This is a genomic window from Pseudorhodoferax aquiterrae (assembly GCF_014652235.1).
Taxonomy (GTDB): Bacteria; Pseudomonadota; Gammaproteobacteria; order Burkholderiales; family Burkholderiaceae_C; genus Pseudorhodoferax; species Pseudorhodoferax aquiterrae.
The window spans coordinates 429,874-442,553 of record NZ_BMYK01000004.1; the positions used below are offsets into that span (position 1 = coordinate 429,874).

General features: G+C 71.9%; 12 protein-coding genes. 5 read left to right on the forward strand and 7 right to left on the reverse strand.

Annotated elements, in window-relative coordinates:
- The first annotated feature begins 87 nt into the window (after positions 1-87).
- Both IE209_RS09955 and IE209_RS09960 read left to right on the forward strand, forming a co-directional pair.
- Positions 88-2,133: an outer membrane protein assembly factor BamB family protein gene (locus tag IE209_RS09955; RefSeq protein WP_189686781.1), complete on the forward strand. Its 2,046-nt coding sequence runs from the start codon at positions 88-90 to the stop codon at positions 2,131-2,133.
- A 66-nt stretch (positions 2,134-2,199) separates the two neighbouring features.
- Positions 2,200-2,967, forward strand: a complete 768-nt coding sequence (locus IE209_RS09960; RefSeq protein ID WP_189686782.1) for a PEP-CTERM sorting domain-containing protein — start codon at positions 2,200-2,202, stop codon at positions 2,965-2,967.
- 75 nt (positions 2,968-3,042) lie between these two features.
- Here the strand turns inward: IE209_RS09960 and IE209_RS09965 are convergent, their stop codons facing one another.
- Complete coding sequence (locus IE209_RS09965) at positions 3,043-3,570, reverse strand: PEP-CTERM sorting domain-containing protein (protein WP_229882779.1); 528 nt, start codon at positions 3,568-3,570, stop codon at positions 3,043-3,045.
- 340 nt (positions 3,571-3,910) lie between these two features.
- On the opposite strand from IE209_RS09965, the gene IE209_RS09970 reads away from it, so the two are divergent.
- From IE209_RS09970 to IE209_RS09980, 3 genes are read left to right on the forward strand one after another with little or no spacing between them, the layout of a single operon-like run.
- On the forward strand, positions 3,911-4,888 hold the full coding sequence (locus IE209_RS09970) for a ThuA domain-containing protein (RefSeq protein ID WP_189686783.1): 978 nt from the start codon (positions 3,911-3,913) through the stop codon (positions 4,886-4,888).
- A gap of 44 nt (positions 4,889-4,932) precedes the next feature.
- A complete protein-coding gene (locus IE209_RS09975; RefSeq protein ID WP_189686784.1) occupies positions 4,933-5,883 on the forward strand; it encodes a ThuA domain-containing protein in 951 nt (316 codons plus the stop codon).
- An 8-nt stretch (positions 5,884-5,891) separates the two neighbouring features.
- Complete coding sequence (locus IE209_RS09980) at positions 5,892-7,331, forward strand: ELWxxDGT repeat protein (RefSeq protein ID WP_189686785.1); 1,440 nt, start codon at positions 5,892-5,894, stop codon at positions 7,329-7,331.
- 436 nt (positions 7,332-7,767) lie between these two features.
- Here IE209_RS09980 and IE209_RS09985 read toward each other — a convergent pair whose 3' ends face one another.
- The 6 genes from IE209_RS09985 to IE209_RS10010 form a co-directional block, all read right to left on the reverse strand.
- Positions 7,768-8,232 carry a type II secretion system protein gene (locus IE209_RS09985; RefSeq protein WP_373305317.1) on the reverse strand — a complete coding sequence of 155 codons (465 nt, stop codon included), beginning with the start codon at positions 8,230-8,232 and terminating at the stop codon, positions 7,768-7,770.
- A gap of 97 nt (positions 8,233-8,329) precedes the next feature.
- Positions 8,330-8,812 carry a type II secretion system protein gene (locus tag IE209_RS09990; RefSeq protein WP_229882781.1) on the reverse strand — a complete coding sequence of 161 codons (483 nt, stop codon included), beginning with the start codon at positions 8,810-8,812 and terminating at the stop codon, positions 8,330-8,332.
- A 71-nt stretch (positions 8,813-8,883) separates the two neighbouring features.
- The gene (locus IE209_RS09995; protein ID WP_189686788.1) at positions 8,884-11,097 is read right to left on the reverse strand and encodes a secretin GspD/PilQ domain-containing protein; all 2,214 of its coding nucleotides are present in this window, start codon (positions 11,095-11,097) and stop codon (positions 8,884-8,886) included.
- Positions 11,097-11,684, reverse strand: coding sequence for a hypothetical protein (locus IE209_RS10000; protein ID WP_189686789.1), 588 nt, complete (start codon positions 11,682-11,684; stop codon positions 11,097-11,099). The genes IE209_RS09995 and IE209_RS10000 overlap by 1 nt, the downstream gene beginning before the upstream one ends.
- Positions 11,685-11,687: 3 nt before the next feature.
- On the reverse strand, positions 11,688-12,170 hold the full coding sequence (locus IE209_RS10005) for a hypothetical protein (protein ID WP_189686790.1): 483 nt from the start codon (positions 12,168-12,170) through the stop codon (positions 11,688-11,690).
- Positions 12,167-12,679, reverse strand: a complete 513-nt coding sequence (locus IE209_RS10010; protein ID WP_189686791.1) for a PilN domain-containing protein — start codon at positions 12,677-12,679, stop codon at positions 12,167-12,169. The genes IE209_RS10005 and IE209_RS10010 overlap by 4 nt, the downstream gene beginning before the upstream one ends.
- Between the last annotated feature and the right edge of the window lies 1 nt (position 12,680).

Consider the following 12,680-nt stretch of genomic DNA (forward strand, 5'->3'; position numbering starts at 1 on the left):
GCGCATTTCCGCGCGCCCCGGGAAACGGCGCCCCTGCGCAGGCGCGCCGTGCCGACCGCCCATTTCCACAACCACCGGAGACCTCGCATGCGCCTTGCGCTCATCCCTTCCCTGATCATGACGCTGGGCGTCCTGGCGGCCGCGCCGCCGGCCCTGGCCGAGCCCGCCAGCCAGTCTCCCGGCTGCTGCACGGCCACCACGCGCGACGTGGAGAAGGTCGGCGGCAACCTGGGCAACCAGAACTACTCGGCGCTGCGCCAGATCAACAAGTCCAACGTCCGGCAGCTCGGCGCCATCTGGCTCAACGAGATCGAGGGCGGCATCACCACCGGCACCAACCAGAGCACGACCATCGTCAAGGACGGCGTGATCTACATCGAGTCGGCGCTGGGCCGGCTGCATGCGGTCGACGGCGTGACGGGCCAGACCAAGTGGGTCTACCCCGGCAAGGGCACGATCACGCGGCGCGGCCCGGCCATCGGCCAGGGCATGGTGTTCACCATCGCCACCGGCAACACCGTGGTGGCGCTGAACAAGGACACCGGCCAGGTCGTCTGGGAAAAGCAGATCAACGGCTATGGCAACGTGGCCAAGGTCGGCGTGGTCTACCACGACGGCATGCTCTACCTGGGCACCAACGACGGCACGCGCGGCGCCGCCCTGGCCGTGGACGCGGGCACCGGCGAGCTCAAGTGGTACTTCTTCGGCATCCCCGGCCCGGGCGAGTTCGGCTACGACACCTGGGGCGGCGGCCCGCAGAGCGGCGCCACGCCCTGGATCCACCCGGCCGTGGACCCGGAGCTGAACCTCGTCTACTGGACCTTCGGCAACGCGCGCGGCGGTTCCTCGCAGGACGGCTCGCAGCGGCCCGGCCAGAACCTGTTCGCCAATTCCATCGTCGCCACGGACGCCAAGACCGGCGCCTACAGGTGGCACTTCCAGTCCGTGCACCATGACATCTGGGACATGGACAACGTCAACGCGCCCGTGCTGGCGGACGTGACCGTCAAGGGCAAGCCGCGCAAGGCCTTGATCTACGGCAGCAAGACGGCCATGTGGTACATCCTGGACCGCACCGACGGCACGCCGCTGGTCGGCATCGACGAGAAGCCCGTGCCGCAGGACGCGCGCCAGAACACCTGGCCCACGCAGCCCTATCCGCGCGGCGACGCCTGGATGCCGCTGTGCGTGACCGACAGCGGCCCGGCCCGCGCCGTGCCCAACTTCAAGCGCGGCTGCCTGTACTCGGCGCACTGGGACGAGCCCGTGCTGTCCATCCCCGGCCAGGGCGGCGGCGGCGACTGGAGCCATGTCTCCTTCAGCCACAGCACCAAGCTCGTCTACACGGGCTTCGGCTACGTGAGCTCGGCCCACTCGCTGACCGAGGCCAGCAACGGCCTGCGTCCGCTGGGCACGGAGATGACGGGCGGCATCGTGGCCATCGACCCGGCCACCAACAAGATCCGCTGGAAGAAGGACATGCCGTACTCGCTGGCCCACGGCAACGGCATCCTGACCACGGCCGCCGACCTGCTGTTCATCGGCCAGCCCGATGGCAACCTGCTCGGCATGGACGCGCTGAACGGCCGCGAGCTGTGGCGTTTCCAGACCGGTGCGGCGATCAGCGCCAGCCCCATCACCTACGAGGTCAACGGCGAGCAGTACATGGCCATCTATGCCGGCGGCACCGGCATTCCCTACGGTGATTCGGCCCAGCGCGGCGACCACCTGTGGGCCTTCAAGATCGGCGGCACCGTGCCACAGGCGGCCGAGCCGACCAAGCCCGTCATCCGCCGTCCCATCAGCGCCGCGGCGGTCGAGGGCAGCGTCGTCAACAACACCGTCACGCTGGCACGGCAGTGGAGCGGCGGCCAGGTCGGCGCGGCCGAAGCCGGCGGCGTGAACGCGATGGCACCGCAGCACCTGCGTGTGCCGGTGGGCACCACGGTGACCTTCCTGAATCCGGCCACCAACACCAAGCAGCACTGCGCCACGCAGTTCTTCGAAGGCTTGTTCAATGCCGGCCCGCTGGCACCGGGCCAGGCCTTCCAGTACACGTTCAGCGAACGCGGCGAGTACTTCTACAACGACTGCACCGACCCGCGCTCGACCGGCAAGGTCGTCGTGTACTGACAGCTCCCACGGCCTCGCCGCCGTACGGCGGCGGGGCCATCTTCCCGATCCCACCGGAGACATGACTTGAACCACCGCATCACCTCGTTCGGCCTGGCCCTGGCCCTCACGCTCGGCGCGGCCGCCAGCCAGGCCGCCGTCGCCCGCTTCGACACCACCAGCTTCAGCTACAGCGTCTCCAGCGGCGCGCTGAACTGGTCCACCGCCGACCAGTACCAGCGCCTGGACACCGAAGCCGCATCCGGCGGCGGCGCGCTGGGCTACGACAGCGCGTCCAACGACTGGAGCAGCTGGGCCAGCCAGGCCCTGGCGGCCTCCAGCCCCTACGCCGGCGCCTCGGCGGCCACGGCGGGCCAGACCCTGCAGGGCAACGCCCAGGCCACCCGCACGAACCTGCTGCCCATCGACGTGCCCGCACACACCAGCCGCGCCTATGCCAACCAGGCCGGCGTGTTCAGCCTGACCGAGGACGGCACCGTCACCTTCACGATCGGCTGGCGCATCGAAGTGCAGGGCGATGCGTCCGATCCGCTGGCCGACTACGGCCATGCGCTGATGGCGCTGATGGCGGGGGCCTACGACGGCAGCACCGGCACCTCGCTGAACGAGGAGTTGTTCTCGTTCGACGCGGTGAGCGGCCTGGCCGTGGCCAGCGGCACCTGGGTCTTCGATGTCACGCTGGCGGCCGGCCAGCTCGGCTATTACGACCTGACCGGCACGGCCAGTGCCGAGGCCAGCGCCCAGGGCGCGGCCGAGGTGCCCGAACCCGCCAGCCTGGCACTGTTCGGCGCTGGCTTGGCGGCGCTGCTCGGCCTGCGCCGCCGCCGCGGCTGAAGTGCAAACGGCCCCCGTGCCTGCGGGCGCGGGGCCGTTGCGCGAAGAGGGCCCGGCATCGCCGGGCCTTGTGCTTCAGGCCTGGGGGCGGCGGGCGCGGCGCGACCAGCCCAGGCCGGCCAGACCGGCCAGCAGCAGGGCGGCGCTCGCAGGCTCGGGCACGTCGTTGACCAGGGTCAGCGTCAGGCTGCCCAGGTTCACGTAGCCGTCGTACTCCTTGCTGATCGACAGGTTCAGCGCACCGTCCTGCAGCAAGGCCAGCTCGGCGCCCGTGAAGGTGTAACTGAAGGCCGTGGGCGGGCTGACCTCGCTGTTGGTCGCGCAGTCGTCCCACAGCGAGCAGTAGGCCACCTCTACGCCGTCGCCGTAGACGAAGACCTCGGTGGTCGTGCTGGAGAACCCATTGCCGAATGTGCCGCTCAGCGTGGCCGACACGATATTGCCCTGGGACGAGAAATTGAATTGGCCCACATTCAGAGCCAAAGGCCAGGAACTCCAGACACTGTCACCGGTGCTGAAATCGGCCAGGGTGCTCGTGACCACACCAGCCTGCGCCATGGCGGCGCATGCCGCCAGCAATGCCGCCGCGGCGGACTTTTTCATTCTGGAAAAACGCATAAACACTCCAATCCGTTGAATCGAGGGCGCCCCCGCAGCCCCAACCGACTGTCGGGACACAAAAAAATGGCGGCATGCGAGTCTAGCGAGTCGATGTGGAAGATGTTTCCATGTTTCCCCTCTTGACGTTCATGTGCTTTTGCAACAGGATTGGAAAACTATTCCACATGCTTTGATTCCCTGAAATCAGGCGAATAACGAAAGGGGGAGACATATTCAACCAGTCCCAATGCGCAGCACCTGAGCGCCCAGCCCGGTGCTGAAGATTCGCCGATCCGAAAAAGGCGCAGCTTCGTTTTCTCATTTCTCCTGAAGGATTAACTCCATGCATCGAAAAATCGATGGCAGTGGCGGCCGCCGCATGCGCGCCTGCGCACTGGCGCTGGCCGGCGCGGGCCTGTCGTCCGCGGCCCTGGCGCAGATGGGGGCGCCCGCGCCGGGCAGCCTCGACACCCAGTACAACGCCTGCCGCGGCACCAATCCCAACTGCTACAACGACTGGGGCGCGTTCGCCAACACGCCCAACAAGGTGCTGATCTACTCGCGCACGGCCGGCCCGCGCCATGCCAACCTGGGACCGGCGCTGGCCCCCGGTCTGAACCCGCCGCTGGTGGCGGCCAACGCCGTGCAGAACGGGCTGATCCGCCTGCTGGCCGCCGAAGGCATCCAGGCCGACTGGACCGAGGACGTGGCCCGCATGACCAGCCTGAACGGCTACAAGGCCATCATCTTCGCCAGCCCCACGCGCGATGCGCTCTGGGACCACGCCAAGAGCGCCGCCGGCGGCACGCAACTGGACGCGGCGCGCCACGCGCTGCGCCAATACATGCGCCGCGGCGGCGGCTTCGTGGGCATCCACAACGCCTTCGGCACCGAATACAACTGGCCCTACTACGAAGGCCTGCTGGGCAACGCGAACTTCTACGACCACGGCGCCAACCAGAACGGCACCGTGCGCGTGGTCAACAAGAAGGACAGCTCCACGGAGATGCTGCCGGCCAGCTTCGCGTTCAAGGACGAGTGGTACACGCTGATGCCGTACCCGACCAACGTGAAGTTCCTGATGGTGGTGGACACCAACTCGCTGGCCACCAAGCGCAGCACGCACCCGGGCCACGGCAAGTTCCATCCCGTGTCCTGGTGCCAGTACTACGACGGCGGCCGCTCCTGGGTAACCACGCTGGGCCACGACGCCGGCGCGTTCGCGCAGGACACCTCCACCTTCCCTGGCGCTGCGGAATTCCAGAAGCACATCGTGGCCGGCATCAAGTCGGCCATGGGCCTGGTGCCCTTCTGCAAATGAGCCCGCCCCGTCCGGCCTTCCCCTCTTCGATCCAAGGAAACACCATGTCCCGTACCACCCGCGCCCTCGGCGCCGCCGCCGCCCTGTTCCTGGCCGGCTTCGCACAGGCCCAGACCGGCGCGCCCGCACCCGGCAGCCTGGACCCCTACTACAAGGTCTGCCGCGGCACCAACCCCAATTGCTACAACGACTGGGGCGCCTTCGCCAGCACGCCCAACAAGGTGCTGATCTACTCGCGCACGGCCGGCCCGCGCCATGCCAACCTGGGGCCGGCGCTGGCCCCCGGCCTGAACCCGCCGCTGGCGCCCGCCAACGTCGTGCAGAACGCCCTCGTGCGCCTGCTGGCCGCCGAAGGCATCCAGGCCGACTGGACCGAGGACGTGGCCCGCATGACCAGCCTGAACGGCTACAAGGCCGTCATCTTCGCCAGCCCCACGCGCGACGCGCTGTGGGACCACGCCAAGACCGCGGCCGGCGGCACGCAACTGGATGCGGCGCGCCATGCGCTGCGCCAGTACATGCGCCGCGGCGGCGGCTTCGTGGGCATCCACAACGCCTTCGGCACCGAATACAACTGGCCTTACTACGAGGGCCTGCTGGGCAATGCCAACTTCTACGACCACGGCGCCAACCAGAACGGCACCGTGCAGGTGGTCAACAAGAACGACGCTTCGACCGAGATGCTGCCCGACAGCTTCGGCTTCAAGGACGAGTGGTACACGCTGGTGCCGTTTCCGACCAACGTGAAGTTCCTGCTGACGGTGGACACCAACTCGCTGGCCACCAAGCGCGGCACGCACCCCGGCCATGGCAACTTCCATCCCGTGTCCTGGTGCCAGTACTACGACGGCGGCCGTTCGTGGGTGACCACGCTGGGCCACGACGGCGCGGCCTTCGCCGAGGACACCTCGGCCTTCCCGGGCGCGGCCGAGTTCCAGAAGCACATCGTGGCCGGCATCAAGTCGGCCATGGGCCTGGTGCCGTTCTGCCGTTGAGCATGGCGGTGCGGGCTTCCCTCTGGTGCCGTCGGCTCGCCGCGCTGGCGGCGGGCGCCGCCGTGCTGCATGCCGCGGCGCAGGCCGGGCCGGCGCTGCACCATCCGGGCGGCATGGCCACGCTGCCCGATGGCACGCTGCTGCTGGCCGCCGATGCCGGCGACGGGCATGGCACGGAGCTGTGGGCCGTCGATGCCCGTGACGGCAGTCGCCGCCTCGTGCGCGACATCCGGCCGGGGCCGCTGGGCGCGCACCCGAGCGGGCTCACGCTGTGGCGCGGCCAGGCCTACTTCGCGGCCGACGACGGCCAGCACGGCCTGGAACTGTGGCGCAGCGACGGCACCGAGGCCGGCACCACGCGTGTGGCCGATCTGCGGCCGGGCCCGGAGGGCTCGCTGCCCAACGGCTTCGTGGCCTTCGGCGACGCGCTGTACTTCTCCGCCGACGATGGGCGCCACGGCTTCGAACTGTGGCGCACCCAGGGCACGGCCGAGACCACCAGCCTGGTGGCCGACATCCATCCCGGCGCGCCGGGCGGGTTGCCGCGCCAGCTCACGGTGCTGGGCGGCGCCCTGCTGTTCAGCGCCAGCGACGCCGAGGGCGGCACCGAACTGTGGCGCAGCGACGGCACGGCCGCCGGCACCCGGCGCGTGCGGGACATCCGGGCCGACGGCGATGCCAACCCCGAGCAGCTCACGCGCGTGGGCGACACGCTGTTCTTCACGGCCGACGACGGCCGCCACGGCCGCGAGCTCTGGCGCAGCGACGGCACGGCCGCCGGTACGCAACTGGTGCGCGACATCCGGCCCGGCCGCGACAGCGCGCAGCCGCGCCACCTGGTGCAGGCCGGCCGCTGGCTCTGGTTCGCCGCCGACGACGGCCGCCACGGCATCGAGCTGTGGCGCAGCGATGGCAGCGCCGAGGGCACGGCGCTGGTGGCCGACATCCGGCCCGGTCCGGCCAATGCGCTGCCCAGCCACCTCACTGCGCTGGGCGAGCAGGTGGTGTTCGCGGCCTACGACGGCGTGCACGGCGTGGAGCCCTGGATCAGCGACGGCACGGTGGCCGGCACGCGGCTGCTGGCCGACATCCACGCCGGCCCCGGCCATTCCAACGCCTGGGCCTTCACGCGGCTGGGCGAGCGCATCGTGTTCGCCGCCGACGACGGCCGCCTGGGCATGGAGGTCTGGCAGACACGCGGTGCACCGGGCGACGCGCAACTGCTGCGCGACGAGCGTGCCGGCGCGGCCGGTGCCTTCCCGCGCGGCTTCGTCGCGGTGGACGGGCGCCTCGCCTTCGTGGCCGAGGCGGCCGACGGCGCGACCTACCTCGCGCTCGACGGCGTGCCGGCGCGGAACTGCGGCAGCGCCGACAGCGGCACGGTGGGCAAGGCGCCGGGCGCGGCCGGCTGCGTGGCCTCGGCGCCGTCCTCCTGGGCCACGCGGTAGACGAAGCGCCAGTCGGAGAGCTGGGCGGCGTCCTCGAAGGCGGTGTCCAGGCGGCCGAAGCCCTGGCGCTTGAGCGGCGCCGCGGTCGAGCGGCTGTGCACGCCCAGGATGCCGCCGCCGGGCGCCGGCACCAGCACCCAGTCGCTGCCCGTCATGGGGTCCAGGTAGACGCGGCGCAGGTGTCGGCGGACGGTGGGCCAGCGCCGGTCCAGCAGCAGTTCGTCCAGGCGCTGCGGAAAGCGGTGCTGCTGGCCCAGCGGCACCTCCTCGTAGTAGCGCTTGATCGCCGCGCGGATCTGGTCGCCCGCGAACAGCAGCTCGGCCTCGCGCTCGCGCTGGGCGTGCACGCTCCACAGGCTGCCCGTGGCGGCCAGGCCCGCGCCCAGCAGGGCCACGGCGAGCAGCAGGCCCACGTAGGTGAAGCCGCGCTGCCGCCTCATAGCGCCGACAGTTCGGTGCCACCGCGCGTCTTGCCCGGCGCGCCGCTGCGCACGTCGTAGACGCGGCCCGGCGCGGCGCGGCCGTCGGCGGCGGCCGGCGGCGGCACGAAGATCCAGCTCTCGCTGCTGTCGGTGTAGGGGTCCACCGGCGGCGCGCGCAGGTAGCGCCGGCGCACCAGTTCCGCGAGGTCGTCCGGGTAGCGCCCGGTGTCGGCGTAGAACTTGTCGATGTTGTCGCGCATGACCGCCAGCGACTGGCGCAGCGCGTTCTCGCGCGCGTGCTCCACCGCGCCGAAGTAGCGCGGCGCGGCGATCGACAGCAGCGTGGCCAGGATGGCCATGACCACCAGCAGTTCGACCAGCGTGAAGCCACGCAGAACGTGGCGATATGCACGCGCACGGTGCGCCGTTTGCTCCGTATGAACCCGATCCGCAAGCCGCTGTTCGAGCGGCCCCAGCAGACGCCGCGGAACGGGCTCTGCCCGGCCGCTGGCGGTGCCCCTGGAGGGGGATGGAATGGCTACACGAAGTGAGCCATTCAAACGGAGTGGCGTCATGTCACCACTCCCGGTACGGGCGGCCGTTCAGGCCGGTGCGGTCCGACAGCGAATGCACGTCGTACACGTCCTTGCCGGGCTGCGGCTGGTCGGCCGGCGAGGCGTAGCTGCGCAGGCCCCAGGTCTGGGCCGCCGGCACGCTGCCCTCGCCCGTGAAGAAGGGATCGGGTGGCACGCGGCGCAGGAAGCGCACGGGCCGGCCCTGCGGGTCGCGCGCGTTCGTGGCGCCGTCCACCAGCGCCTGCAGCGTGGGCGGGTAGCCGGTGGCATCGCTCGCGCGCGGCACGCTGCCGGCCTCGGCGGCGCGCTTGTAGTCGTCGATGGCCTGGCGGATCTGGCGCAGCGCACTGCGCAGCTCGGCCTCCTTGCTGCGCTGCACGGCCAGTTCGGCCAGCGGCAGGGCCATGGCCGCGAGCACGCCGACGATGGCCACGGTGACCGTCAGCTCGACCAGCGTGAAGCCGCGGTGGAATGTGGCCCCCACGCTCCCCGCTGCGCGAGGTTCGCTGCCCCCCGAGGGGGCGCGCGCTTGCTTGGGGCGGCCCGGCGCGGCGCTCATCGCTGCACGATCCCGATCTGCACAGGCGGCGGCGCCTGCACCGGCAGGTTGGCGCTGGCCACGTCGAAGCCGATCTCGGCCTGCCCCGGCGCCTTGGCCAGCACGCGCAGGCGCACCGTGGCCGGTGGTGCGGCCACGCCGGCCATGCCCGAGGAGGACAGCTCCACGCCGGCATCGCCCGCACCGCCCACGGGCGCCAGCAGGGCCGGGTCGTAGCGCAGCTGCACGCGCGCCGTGATGGCCTGGTTGCCGTCGGGCAGCGCGAGCTGCACGCTGAACTCCTCGCCGATGCCGACCTGCGCCGGCACCTGCGCGCCGAGGGCGGCCAGCGCCTCGGGCACCGGCGCGCCGGCGGCCGCGCGGCCGGCCGGCGTGGCCGTGGTGGCTGCGCCCGGCGGCGTCAGCGCCATGGCCGTGCCATCGCGAAAGCGCAGCGGCACGCGGCCCGGCACGGACTCGGTGCCCGAGGCGAACTGGCTCTCCACGGTCTCGGGCCGGCGCACGTTGCGCAGCACGCGCGGCGTGACCAGCAGCACGATCTCGGTCTTGGCCACGGTCTGGTCGTTGTTGCGGAACAGCCGGCCCAGCACCGGCAGCTCGGCCGCGCCGGGCAGCTTGGCCATGCTCTGGCGGTCCTCGTTGTTGATGAGGCCGGCCAGCACCTGGGTCTCGCCGTCGCGCAGGCGCAGCGTGGTGGTGGCGTTGCGCGTGCCCAGCCGGTAGGCCACCGTGCCCGAGATGTTGAGCTGCGAGAGGATGTTGGAGACCTCCAGCTGCACCTTGATGGCGACCTCGTCCTCCAGGTAGACGTTGGGCTCCACGTCCAGCTTCAGTCCCGTCTCCAGGTAGCTCACGGCCGAGGACACGCCCACGTTGGCGGTGGAGGTGGTGGTGATCACGGGCACCTTCTCGCCGATGTGGACCTTGGCCTTCTCGCGGTTGCGCACGCGGATGCGCGGGTTGGCCAGCAGGTTGGCGCCGCCGTCGGTCTGGCGCAGGTTCAGGATCAGGAGCGGGTTGGCGGTGTAGGCGCGCAGGCCGCCGCTGCCCAGCTGCACCAGGCCGTCCGAGGTCGTGCCGCCGGTACCAGGGATGCGGCCGACGATCTGCTCCGGAAAGCGCAGGCCGATCTCCTGCGCCACGCTGGAGGCGATTTCCAGCACCTCCAGCTCCAGCATGACCTCGGGCTCGCCCAGGTCCTGCGTGGCCACCAGTTGCTCGGCCAGGCGGATGGCCTCGGGCGTGTCGCGCATGATCACGAGGTTGAGCCGCTCGTCCACGAACAGGTCGCGCGTCTTGACCAGCGCGCGGATCATCGCGGCGGTCTGCTTGGCGTCGGCATTGGCGAGGTAGAAGCTGCGCATCACGAGCTCCTGGTACTCGCGCTGCTTGGCCTGGGTGTTGGGGTAGACGATCAGCGTGTTGTCGTTGAGCAGTTTGCGCTCGAGCTGGTTGGTCTGCAGCAGCACGCCCAGCACGTCCGCCAGGCTGGTGTCGCGCACGAAGATGGTGGTGCGCTGGTCGCCCTTGATGTCCTTGTCGAGCACGAAGTTGAGCCCGCCGTGGTTGGACAGGATCTCGAAGATCGTGGCCAGCGGCACGTCGCGCAGCTCCAGCGTGAGGCGCCGCGCCATGGCCTGGCGCAGTTGCGGCTCCTTCTGTTCCAGCAGCCGGCGGCGCTCGGCCACGCTGCGCACCACGGCCTCGGCGCCGCGCTGGCGCGAGTTGCGCGCGAGCACGCTGCGGGCGATGCGGTCGGCGCCGTCCAGGTCGCCCGCGGCCAGCAGGCGCTCGGCCTCGGCCACGGACAGACGGTGCGCGCGGTCGGCCTGCACGGCCTGGATGCCGCCCTGCGCCACCACCGAGGCCGGGTCCATGCGCAGCGCACTGCGGTAGCGGTCCTCGGCCACGTCCAGCAGGCCGGCCGCGCGGGCGGCGTCGCCGTCGCGCAGGTAGACGCCGGCCACCGCGTCGCGCTGCAGCATGTAGGCGTTGTAGGCGCTGGGGTCCAGCGGCGGCGTGCGGGCGGCGCGTTCCAGCTGCGCCAGGCCCGCCTCCACCTGGCCGGCCGCGATGAGTTGCTGCGCCGACTGCACGGAGGCCTCGCGCGGCGAGGCACAGGCCGCCAGCAGCGCCAGCACCACCAGGGCGGGCCAGCGCCAGTGCGGCGGGAAGGCGTGCGCGCGGCGGGCGCGGTGTGGCGATGTCACTAGTTCTGCTCCTCGGTGTCGGGTGCGGCGGGCGCCTGTCCGGCCGCTGGCGCGCCGGCGCCCTGGCTGGCCACCAGGGCCAGCACGTGGCGGGTGCCGGTCGGCACGTGCAGCAGGCGCAGCTCGCGCGTGCCGATGTGCTCGACCAGGTAGTCGGGGGTGAGAGGGCGGCCGGCCACGGCGGCCAGCTGGCGTGGGCCGTGCGCGAGGAACACGGTGCTCGTGCCGTCTTCGGTCCAGCGGCCCAGGAAGCGGAAGGGCAGTGCCGGTGCGGCGGCGGCCTGGTCGGGCGCCGGCACCGGCGCCGCGGGCCGTGCGGCGGCAGCGCCCTGCGCTGCGGCAGCAGCGGCCACCGCTTCCTGCGCCGGGTCGCCGAAGGGGTTGCGACCGGCGCCGCCATAGGGGCGCTGCGGCACGGCCAGCGCGGCGGCAGGCAGGGCCTGGGCGGCACGGGCCGGCCGTGCCGCCGGCGCGCTGGCAGCGGGCGGGTCGGCCGCGTCCTGTGGCGGCGCGGCCAGCATGGCCGCGCCCGTGAGCAGGGCGGCCACACCGTAGAGCATCCAGCGCTGGCGGGTGGACAAGGCCATGGCTCAGCGGCGCAGGTAGAGCGACAGCCGCAGATCGGCCTCGAGCCGCGCATCGGCCGTGCGGCGGAACTGCACGTCGTCGAGCGCGACGAAGGCGTTGTGCTCCAGCAGACCGCCCAGGAGGCCGCGGATCTGCGCGTAGTCGCCCGCGGTGCGCAGCGCGATGCGGTAGCGCGCCAGGCGCGGGTCGTCGGCGCGTTGCTCCAGCCGGTACTCGGCCGCGCGCAGCGGCACGCCGGCCTGGCGCGCCGCGATGTCCATGGCGGCCAGCGCCTCGGCCAGCGCATCCAGCGGCGGGAAGGCCGCATGGAATTGCGCCAGCTGCGCGGCCGGCGCCGCCTGCGCGGCATCGGCGCGCGGCGCTGGCGGTACCACGGCCGCGAGCGCGGCCTGCTCGGCGCGCAGCGGGGCGACCAGTGTGAACTCGGCGGCCACGGCCAGCGCGAGCAGCAACAGGCCGATCGCAGCCAGGCGGCCGGCCGTCATGGCCCCTCCCATTCGGCGGTCAGCGTGAAGCGCAGCGCCGGCGTGGCCGCATCCTCCTGCAGCGCATGCTCCACCAGCAGCACCTGGCGGAAGCCGGGTTGCCGTTCGAGCCGGGCCATGTAGGCCAGCACCTGGGCCAGGTCCGCGGCGTGGCCGCCCAGCCGCGCGCGCCGGCTGCCGCCCTCGGGCTGCAGCGCCGTGAGGAACACACCGGGCACCTCGACGGCCTCGAGCGCGCGGAACCAGGCATCCCAGGGCACGGCCAGCGTGGCCGCGACGGCCTGCGCCGCCGCGGTCTCGGCCGCCAGCGCGGGCGGCACGGCCCTGGCGGCGCTGCCGGTCTGCGGCTGCAGGCGCGCGCGTGCAACGGCCTGCGCATCCAGGGCCTGGCCGTGGCGCAGGCCGACCAGCGCGCAGGCCGCCAGGCCCAGCGCCAGCACGCCGTGGCCCCACCAGCGGGCCCAGGGCGAGGGCGGCAGGAACTCGAGTTCGGGTGCGCGCAAGGCCATC